The organism is Streptomyces djakartensis (assembly GCF_014651075.1).
Lineage (GTDB): Bacteria > Actinomycetota > Actinomycetes > Streptomycetales > Streptomycetaceae > Streptomyces > Streptomyces djakartensis.
Genome location: NZ_BMWE01000004.1, coordinates 421,173 through 429,653, shown reverse-complemented (window position 1 = coordinate 429,653; position 8,481 = coordinate 421,173). Strand labels below are relative to the sequence as shown.

The following is an 8,481-nucleotide window of genomic DNA, read 5'->3' as shown; positions in this document are numbered from 1 at the left end:
CGGCGCGGCCGCCCCGCGGCGCACACGCGCCGACGGCCCGGACGCTTCCGCGCGGGTGACCGAAGGCGCCGCCCCGGCGCCCTCCACCGCCGACGTCACCATGCCCCTGCGTCCGGTGGAGGACCCGGACGCCACCACCGTGCTGCCGGCCTTCCCGGGTACCGCGGCGCCCCCGGCCCCGCCGGCGCCCGCGACGACCGAACTCAGCGTCACCGATCTGCGGTTCTTCGACGGCGCGCCGCAGGACGGCCGTCCCGGAGCGGATGGGCCCGACGGCGGGCCACGTCGCCGGCGCCGTACCGTCTTACTCGCCGCGGCCGCCGGCGCCTGCGTCGCCGTCGTGACGGCCGCCGGATACGCGACCGGGCTGTTCTCCTACGAGGCGCCCTCGCGGGACACCGCGCTGCCGGAGGGCACCCGGGCGGGTGTGCCGGACGCGCCGTCGAGCAGCGCGGCGTCCACGCCGCCGGCGGGGAGCGCTCCTGCGACAACGCCGGCCCCCGCGGCGCCGCCGCCGTCACCGACGGCCACCCGCAGTCCGTCCGCTTCCCCGTCACCCTCCGCGCCGAGCGCCTCGCCGAGCCCGTCGCGGTCCGCGACCCCTTCGGCGCCGCAGCCGTCCGCCACGGCGACCGGCCCCGGGCAGGCTCCGCCGGACAACTCCCGCCAGAACGGCGGCCCCACCACGCTGCGGCTCGGCGACACCGGGCCGGAGGTCTCCGAACTCCAGCTTCGTCTGCGCCAGTTGCTCCTCTTCAACGAGGACGCCGACGGCACCTTCGACGACCGGGTCGAGGAGGCCGTCCGCACCTATCAGTGGTCACGCGGCATCCAGGGCGCCGACCAAGGGGTCTACGACCAGGAGACCAGAGCCAAGCTGGAGTCGGAGACCAAGGAGCCGTAGGCCGCCCGGAAGTCGTACCGTGACGCCGTGACGACTCAGGTGATCGTTCTCAACGGTGGTTCGAGTTCGGGCAAATCGGGGATCGCGCGGTGTCTGCAGGAGGTTCTGCCGGGTGCCTGGCTGGCCTTCGGCGTCGACTCGTTCGTCGAGGCCCTGCCCGCGAAGATGCGGGGCTCCGCGGGGGGCATCACATTCACCCCGGACGGCGGCGTGGACGTGGGGCCGGAGTTCCGCGCCCTGGACGCGGCCTGGACCAGGGGCGTCGCCGCCATGGTCCGCGCCGGTGCCAACGTCGTCCTGGACGACGTCTTCCTCGGCGGACCGGCGTCCCGGCGGCGCTGGGAGACGGTCCTGGACGGCCTCGACGTGCTGTGGGTCGGTGTCAGGTGCGACAGCGCGGTCGCCGCCGGGCGTGAGATCGCCCGGGGTGACCGCGTCCGGGGCATGGCCGCGTCACAGGCCCGCCTGGTGCACGAGGGTGTGCGCTACGACCTGGAGGTGGACACGACCCACACCGAGGCCCTGGAGTGCGCGCGGATCATCGCCGCCCGCGTCGGCCGGGGCTGACCGGCCGGCGGAGCGGGCCGCACCGGCGGCGTCCCGCAGGTACCAGTCATTCGGTACCAGTCATTCGGTGAAGGTCAGCCCACGTACAAGCGGACCGCCCCGTCATCCATGGCCTCCACCCGCACCTGAGTGAGGTCCCGCACCACCACGTCCGGCTCGTGCGCCGCGGCCCTGGGCCCCACCCCGACGACCGTCATCCCGGCGGCGCGCCCCGCCGCGATCCCGGCACCGGAGTCCTCGAACACCACACAGTCCGCAGGTGCCACGCCCAGCTCGGCGGCACCCTTCAGGAAGCCCTCGGGGTCGGGCTTGCTCGCCCCGACGGACTCCGCGGTCACCCGCACCCCGGGCAGCTCCAGCCCCGCCGCGGCCATCCGCGCCGTGGACAGCGGGACATCGGCGGAGGTCACGAGCGCGTGCGGCAGATCCCGCAGCGCGGCCAGGAACTCCGGCGCCCCGGGGATCGCCACGACGCCCTCGGTGTCTGCCGTCTCCTCGGCGAGCATCCGGGCGTTGTCGGCGTGGTTCTGCTCCATCGGCCGTTCGGGCAGCAGCAGCGCCATCGACGCGTATCCCTGCCGTCCGTGCACGACCTTCATGACCTCGTCCCCGTCGAGCCCCTGCCGCCGGGCCCAGCGCCGCCAGACGCGTTCGACCGAGGCGTCGGAATTGACGAGAGTGCCGTCCATGTCCAGCAGGAGGGCGCGGGCGTCGAGCACGACGGTGGCCGTCATCGGCAGCTCCAAGGCTCAGGGAGAGGAGGCGCGGCCGGCGCCCCAGGAGGGACAAGGCGGCCCCGCCCGCCGGTCAGGGAAAACGGGCGAGGGCCACTTTGTTTCTCCACGGTACAAAACAAGGCCGCCATGCGCCAGAGGCCCCCGCCGGACGTTCACCCACCGTTCAGCTCCCGGGCCCGCCCCGGCTCACCCGGTCACCGCTTCCCACAGGCTCCACACCCCGAGCCCCAGCATCACGAGCGCCGCGATCTGCGTGATCAGCCGCAGCGGCACCTTCTTCATCAGGGCCCTTCCGCCGACGATGCCGATCCCGGCCACGGTCCACAGCGCGAGCACCGCGCCCAGACCGACGGAGAGCGGGTCGTCGTAGCGGGCGGCCAGGTTCGCCGTCATGATCTGCGTGAGATCGCCGAACTCGGCGACCAGGATGAGCATGAAGCCCGCACCGGAGACCTTCCAGAAGGACTGGTCCTCCGGCTGACGGACCTCCTCCTCCCCCTCATCCCTCTTCAGCACCAGCATCGCGGCCCCGCCCAGGAAGAGCACGCCCGTCAGCGCCCGCACGAGCTGCTGCGGCAGCAGCGTCAGCACGCTGCCTGCCGCGACGGCGAGCACGACGTGCAGCGCGAAGGCCGCGGCGACACCGGCGAAGACGTAGGAGGCGCGGTAGCGGGTGCCGAGGACGAGTCCGGCGAGGGCGGTCTTGTCCGGCAGTTCGGCGAGAAAGACGACGCCGAAGACGACGGCCGTCACGGTCAGGCTGATCAAGGTTCCTCAATCGGTCGGGGCCGCCCCACCGAGAGTGCTGAACATCACGCAGGACACCTCGGCACGACAGCACACTGGCGTCCGCGCCGGGAGGCACGGACGTGCACTGCTTGCCGAAGGTCTCGCTGGCAGGTCCGTTGACAGGACCGGCCTCCGGGCGCCGGCTCAGGCTGGCTGAGCAGTATGTCGACGATCCGGCGAAGAGCTACTCCCCTTCTGCGCCGTCCATGGTACGCGACACCCCTGGAGTGAAAAGTTCCGCCTCGGATCTTGTCATGTCATGGTCGCGTCATTAACTTCTCACCGGACGCACACCTGTGCGCAACACGGCACCGCGAGCATCTCTTCGCTCGCCCGCCAACACCCCCCTCTCCCCAGGGAGTTCGCATGCCCAGGTTCTACGCGCGTCGACGGCTGAGTGTGGCCGCTGCCGCCACCGCCCTCATATCCTCGGTGGCCCTCTTCAGCGCCCCCACCGCCTCCGCCGCCCTCCCCACACCCGTCAGCGGCGCCACCGCCCGCTCCTACCTCGCCACACTCACCGTGGCCGCCGAGAACCGCACCGGCTACAACCGCGACCTCTTCCCGCACTGGATCACCCAGTCCGGCACCTGCAACACCCGCGAGGTCGTCCTCAAGCGCGACGGCACGAACGTGGTCCAGGACTCCTCCTGCGCCGCCACCAGCGGCAGCTGGTACTCCCCCTACGACGGCGCCACCTGGTCCGCCGCCTCCGACGTCGACATCGACCACCTGGTCCCGCTGGCCGAGGCGTGGGACTCCGGCGCCGGCTCCTGGACGACCTCCCGCCGCCAGTCCTTCGCCAACGACCTGACCCGCCCGCAGCTCATCGCGGTCACCGACGACGTCAACCAGGCCAAGGGCGACCAGGACCCGGCCACTTGGATGCCCTCCCGGACGACGTACCGCTGCACCTACGTCCGCGCCTGGGTCCAGGTGAAGTACTACTACGACCTCTCGGTCGACCAGGCCGAGAAGTCGGCGCTGCAGACCCACCTCGCGAACTGCTGACACAGACCTGTTCGGCACGGCCGTGTCGGACACGGCCTTGTCCGACACGGACTTGTTCGTGCCGGCATCTCCCCGCTGACCTCCGTCGTTCCGTACCGTACGGGGCGACGGAGAGGGGATCACGATGGCCGGACTGCGCCTCGGACCACTGCTGAGGTACACCGACGGCTCGTCCGCGACCGTATGGGTCGAGACGAGCCGTCCGTGCGTCGCCGAGGTGCGCTGCGCCGACGGCTCCGGCGGCACGGCCCGCACCTTCCAGATCTCGGGCCACCACTACGCGCTGGTCCCCGTGACCGGCCTCACGGCGGGCACGAGCACGACGTACGAGGTCCTCCTCGACGGCACCGGGGTGTGGCCGCCGCCGGGCTCGCCCTTCCCGCCCTCGGCGATCCACGCGCCGGGACCGGAGGACGCCCTGCGCGTCGCCTTCGGCTCCTGCCGCTGGGCCGCCCCGCCGGCGGGCGAGCACGACCCCGTCGGCCCGGACGCCCTGGACGCGCTGGCCACCCGCCTCGCGGCCGACCCCGAGGGCGAGCGGCCCGACGTCCTGCTGCTGCTCGGCGACCAGGTGTACGCCGACGAGACCTCCGACGGCACCCAGCGCTGGCTCGCGGCCCGCCGCGACCTGGACGAACCGCCGGGCAACGGGGTCGCCGACTACGAGGAATACACGCACCTCTACTACGAGTCCTGGCTCGACCCGCGCATCCGCTGGCTGCTGTCGACCGTGCCCAGTTTCATGATCTTCGACGACCACGACGTCATCGACGACTGGAACACCTCCGCCTCCTGGCTCGCCGACATGCGGGCCACCGGCTGGTGGCGGGAGCGGCTGCTGAGCGGCCTGATGTCGTACTGGGTTCACCAGCACCTGGGCAACCTCTCCCTGGAGGAACTGGCGGCCGACCCGTTGTACGGGCAGGTCCGGGAGCTGCCCGACGGCACCGACGTGCTGCGCGCCTTCGCCGCCCGGGCCGACGCCGACCCCACCACGGCCCGCTGGAGCTACCGGCGCGACTTCGGGCGGGTACGCCTGGTGATGGTGGACAGCCGGGCGGCCCGGGTCCTCGCCGAGGACAGCCGCGCGATGCTCGACCCGGGCGAGGACGCCTGGCTGCGCGAGCAGGTGACGGACACGCCCGGCGCCTACGACCACCTCCTCCTCGGCACCTCGCTGCCCTGGCTGCTGCCGCACCTGGTGCACGACGCCGAGGGCTGGAACGCGGCACTGTGCCGGGGCGAACGGGGCGAACGCTGGGCGCGGTTCGCGGAGAAGCTACGGCGGGCCGCCGACCTGGAGCACTGGTCGGCGTTCCCGGAGTCCTTCGCGGGGCTGGCGGAGCTGATCGCCGAGGCCGGCTCGGGGCGGGAGGCGCCGGCGACCGTGTGCGTACTGTCCGGGGACGTGCACCACGCCTACATCGCCGAGCCCTCGTGGCCCGGGGACGGCCCCGACGCCCGGGTGGTGCAGCTCGTCTGCTCCCCCGTCCACAACTCCGTGCCGCTGTCCATCCGGCTGGCCTTCCGCATCGGCTGGAACGCCGTCTCACGCGGCATCGGACGCTGCCTCGCGTCGCACGGGCGCCTTGCCCGGCCGCCGGTCAGCTGGCGCAAGACGGGCGGACCCTGGTTCGGCAACCAGCTCATGACGCTGACGCTGCACGGCCGTTCGGCCCGGCTGCGACTGGAGCAGGCGCGGACTCGGGAGGGAACGGGCCCACGCCTGATGACACTTCTTGATTCCGAACTCGCGCCCTGACCCTTCACGACCTGACGGTGTGTCACCTGACGGGTCATCACCTGGTGTAAATTCGGTCACTCTTTCAGGGCGCCGATGTGGCGACGGGGGCCGCTCCACGTGCAGCCGAAGGGGGGAGGGGGGCCCGATCGAAGGTAATCCAATGGCCAAATGTTGAACTTGCAAGTATCAAAGAGTCGCACCTAACGTGGGTTACTCATCGGTTCTGTCCCCCGACCGGCCTCCCCGGGCCGGCCGCCCGAAGGAGACCCTCATATGACCGCTCGCCTCAACGGTGCGCAGCCGTACGCACTCGGACTGTTCCGGATCGTCGTCGGCCTGCTGTTCGCCTGCCATGGCGCCGTCGCGCTCTTCGGCGTCCTCGGTGGCGTGGACGGCAAGGGCGGCACCGCCCCGACCGGCGCCTGGCCGAACTGGTACGCGGCCGTCATAGAACTCGTCGGCGGCAGCCTGGTACTGCTGGGCCTGGGCACCCGCATCGCGGCCTTCATCGCCTCCGGCGCGATGGCCTACGCGTACTTCAAGGTCCACCAGCCGCAGGGGCTGTGGCCCATCGAGAACAGCGGCGAGGGCGCGGCCATGTACTGCTGGGCCATGTTCCTGCTGATCTTCACGGGCTCGGGCGCGTTCGGCGTCGACCGGCTGCTGGAGAAGCGCACGTCGGAGCAGGAGCGGCGGTCCACGGACCAGACCCCCGTGGCGGCCTGAGCCGCCCGGCCGTACCGCACGGAGCGGCGCCTTCCCGCGAGTGCGGGCAGGCGCCGTTTTCGTGGGCGGTGTGAAAACGCCGTACCGAACGCACGAGCCCCCCGTGAACCACCCGTCACACCCCAGGCGTACGCTGTATGGCTGTCATCGGTCATCCCTGCCGCTCCCCCGGCGACACTGCGGCGCGGTCTGGCCCACGGGGGAATCACGGGGAGTCGCGGTGCTGGAGCAGGTGGGGTCGCTGGTCGGCAGCCCATGGATCTACGCGGTGGTGGCACTGTCGGTCCTGCTCGACGTGTTCCTCCCGGTGCTGCCCAGCGGTGTCCTCGTGATCACGGCGGCCACGGCGGCGGCCGCGGGCTCCGCTGCCGACGTCCCCGACATCCTGGTGCTGATCGTCTGCGCCGCCACCGCCTCCGTCATGGGCGACCTGGTCGCCTATCGCCTCGCCTGGCGCGGCGGCGACCGCCTGGACCGGGCGATCTCCCGCTCCCGGCGCCTGACCACCGCGCAGGAACGTCTCGGCACGGCGCTCGCCCGGGGTGGCGGCGCGCTCGTCGTCCTGGCGCGCTTCGCCCCCGCCGGCCGCTCGGTCGTCTCCCTCGGCGCGGGCGCCGCCCACCGCCGCGCCCGCGACTTCCTCCCCTGGTCGGCCCTGGCTGGTCTCGTCTGGGCCGCGTACAGCGTCGCCCTCGGTTACTTCGGTGCTCACTGGCTGGGCGCGAGCTGGCTGGCGACGGCGGTGTCGGTGGGGGCGCTGTTCGGGGCGGGGGCCGGGGCGGCCTACCTGGTGCGCCGCCAGCCGCGGGCGTCGGGCGTGTCGTAGGCCTGGCGGACGGCCGGCTCCCCTGGCGTTATCGACCTGCGGTCAGGGGCCGGTTCCGGTTCCCGGGGCGCGGGCCTCGGGCCGGGGTGCCGCTGCGCCCACCCTCGCCCAGGCAGTCGACTTCGCTCGAGCCGGGGACCCCCATCGCCCCAGCGGCAGGACCGCCCGCAGCCGAGCGGGAGCGGAGGCCGGCCCCGGGGCGCAGCCCTCGGGCCGGGCAGGAGCCCGGACGCCGACACGTCGCGGGTTTCGCCGGCCGGGGTGCTCGCAGGCCTCGGCCGGTGCTAGCTCGCCTGCCGGGCCGCGGCTCCCCGGATCTCCAGTCCGTCCAGCAACTCGGCCGTGGCCTGCGCGACGGCCTCCACGGCGCGTTCGAACACCTCCTGGTTGTGAGCCGCGGGCGCGCGGAAGCCCGAGACCTTCCGCACGTACTGCAACGCGGCAGCCCGGATGTCCGCCTCCGTGGCCTGCTCGGGCAGCGCGGGTGGACGCAGGGTCTTGATACTCCGGCACATGACCCCAGTGTCGCCCTTGCGGCCCACCTGCGACAGCGGTTCCTGCCATGATCGCCCAAGGCGGCCACCGTCCCGGGGACGACCGGCGAAAGGAACCCGACAGACATGGAATGGACGCCATCGGCGGGGCGTTGCTGCGCGCGGCCGAGCGGCACGGCGTGGCGGCGCCGGTGGCGGCCCGGGTGGTGGGCGAGCCGGCGAGGGAACACACGCGCACCTGAACCACGGGAACGAACTCGCCACCCAAATTCGAACAGGCGTATCATTGGGCTGTGGCTACGACCTATGACTTTCCGAGTGACCTCCTCGCCGGTCAGGAGGAACTCCATCAGGTCCGGGCCGAGCTGTCGGCCCTGCTGAAGCGGCTCCCCTGGTCGGTGGAACCGCTGGACGGTTTCAGCGACGACAACGGCTGGCGAAAGGTGGAACGCCCCGCCTCGCCCGGCTGGACCGCCGACGAACAGGCCGAGGTGGAGAAGCTCCGGCGGCGCGAGCACGAGCTTGCGGTGTTCATCAGCACCCACCGCTACTGGGCCGAACTCAGCGGCCCCGAGCGGGTGGCGGCCCGCTCGGAGCTGAAGCACGCGCACGAGGCTCCGCCGGACGGCGACGGAGCCTCGTAGCGGCGAAGGTAAGCCGCTCTCGCCCGCGCCGAGCAGGTC

General features: G+C 72.6%; 10 protein-coding genes and 1 pseudogene. 8 read left to right on the top strand and 3 right to left on the bottom strand.

Annotated features, from left to right (window positions below):
• The coding region (locus IE212_RS09870; RefSeq protein WP_229864177.1) for a peptidoglycan-binding domain-containing protein at positions 1-904 on the top strand (904 nt) is incomplete at its 5' end.
• Between the two features lie 27 nt (positions 905-931).
• On the top strand, positions 932-1,471 hold the full coding sequence (cpt, locus tag IE212_RS09865; protein ID WP_190197348.1) for a chloramphenicol phosphotransferase CPT: 540 nt from the start codon (positions 932-934) through the stop codon (positions 1,469-1,471).
• A 74-nt stretch (positions 1,472-1,545) separates the two neighbouring features.
• On the opposite strand, the gene IE212_RS09860 is transcribed toward cpt, so the two are convergent.
• Positions 1,546-2,205 carry an HAD-IA family hydrolase gene (locus IE212_RS09860; RefSeq protein ID WP_190197347.1) on the bottom strand — a complete coding sequence of 220 codons (660 nt, stop codon included), beginning with the start codon at positions 2,203-2,205 and terminating at the stop codon, positions 1,546-1,548.
• A 189-nt stretch (positions 2,206-2,394) separates the two neighbouring features.
• Entirely contained in the window at positions 2,395-2,976 is a 582-nt protein-coding gene (locus IE212_RS09855) for a TMEM165/GDT1 family protein (protein WP_190197346.1), read from the bottom strand.
• Between the two features lie 387 nt (positions 2,977-3,363).
• Here IE212_RS09855 and IE212_RS09850 point away from each other — a divergent pair, with 387 nt between their 5' ends.
• The 4 genes from IE212_RS09850 to IE212_RS09835 all read left to right on the top strand — a co-directional run bounded on the left by IE212_RS09850 (position 3,364) and on the right by IE212_RS09835 (position 7,304).
• On the top strand, positions 3,364-4,008 hold the full coding sequence (locus tag IE212_RS09850; protein WP_190197345.1) for an HNH endonuclease family protein: 645 nt from the start codon (positions 3,364-3,366) through the stop codon (positions 4,006-4,008).
• Positions 4,009-4,132: 124 nt separating this feature from the next.
• Positions 4,133-5,770: an alkaline phosphatase D family protein gene (locus IE212_RS09845; protein WP_190197344.1), complete on the top strand. Its 1,638-nt coding sequence runs from the start codon at positions 4,133-4,135 to the stop codon at positions 5,768-5,770.
• Positions 5,771-6,025: 255 nt separating this feature from the next.
• The gene (locus tag IE212_RS09840; RefSeq protein WP_190197343.1) at positions 6,026-6,478 is read left to right on the top strand and encodes a DoxX family protein; all 453 of its coding nucleotides are present in this window, start codon (positions 6,026-6,028) and stop codon (positions 6,476-6,478) included.
• Between the two features lie 220 nt (positions 6,479-6,698).
• Positions 6,699-7,304, top strand: a complete 606-nt coding sequence (locus tag IE212_RS09835; protein WP_190197342.1) for a DedA family protein — start codon at positions 6,699-6,701, stop codon at positions 7,302-7,304.
• A 284-nt stretch (positions 7,305-7,588) separates the two neighbouring features.
• On the opposite strand, the gene IE212_RS09830 is transcribed toward IE212_RS09835, so the two are convergent.
• Positions 7,589-7,819 carry a DUF2277 domain-containing protein gene (locus IE212_RS09830; protein ID WP_190197341.1) on the bottom strand — a complete coding sequence of 77 codons (231 nt, stop codon included), beginning with the start codon at positions 7,817-7,819 and terminating at the stop codon, positions 7,589-7,591.
• 110 nt (positions 7,820-7,929) lie between these two features.
• Here IE212_RS09830 and IE212_RS09825 point away from each other — a divergent pair.
• Together IE212_RS09825 and IE212_RS09820 are read left to right on the top strand one after the other, a co-directional pair.
• Positions 7,930-8,040, top strand: a pseudogene (locus IE212_RS09825) (ketopantoate reductase family protein); the annotation flags it as partial.
• Positions 8,041-8,091: 51 nt separating this feature from the next.
• Positions 8,092-8,442: a DUF8825 domain-containing protein gene (locus IE212_RS09820; protein WP_190197340.1), complete on the top strand. Its 351-nt coding sequence runs from the start codon at positions 8,092-8,094 to the stop codon at positions 8,440-8,442.
• Positions 8,443-8,481 lie beyond the last annotated feature (39 nt).

Excerpts from the sequence above, each read along its gene's own strand:
- IE212_RS09860 (WP_190197347.1), bottom strand. The coding sequence starts at position 2,205 with ATGACGGCCACCGTCGTGCTCGACGCCCGCGCCCTCCTGCTGGACATG.
- IE212_RS09850 (WP_190197345.1), top strand. The coding sequence starts at position 3,364 with ATGCCCAGGTTCTACGCGCGTCGACGGCTGAGTGTGGCCGCTGCCGCC.
- IE212_RS09845 (WP_190197344.1), top strand. The coding sequence starts at position 4,133 with ATGGCCGGACTGCGCCTCGGACCACTGCTGAGGTACACCGACGGCTCG.
- IE212_RS09840 (WP_190197343.1), top strand. The coding sequence starts at position 6,026 with ATGACCGCTCGCCTCAACGGTGCGCAGCCGTACGCACTCGGACTGTTC.
- IE212_RS09830 (WP_190197341.1), bottom strand. The coding sequence starts at position 7,819 with ATGTGCCGGAGTATCAAGACCCTGCGTCCACCCGCGCTGCCCGAGCAG.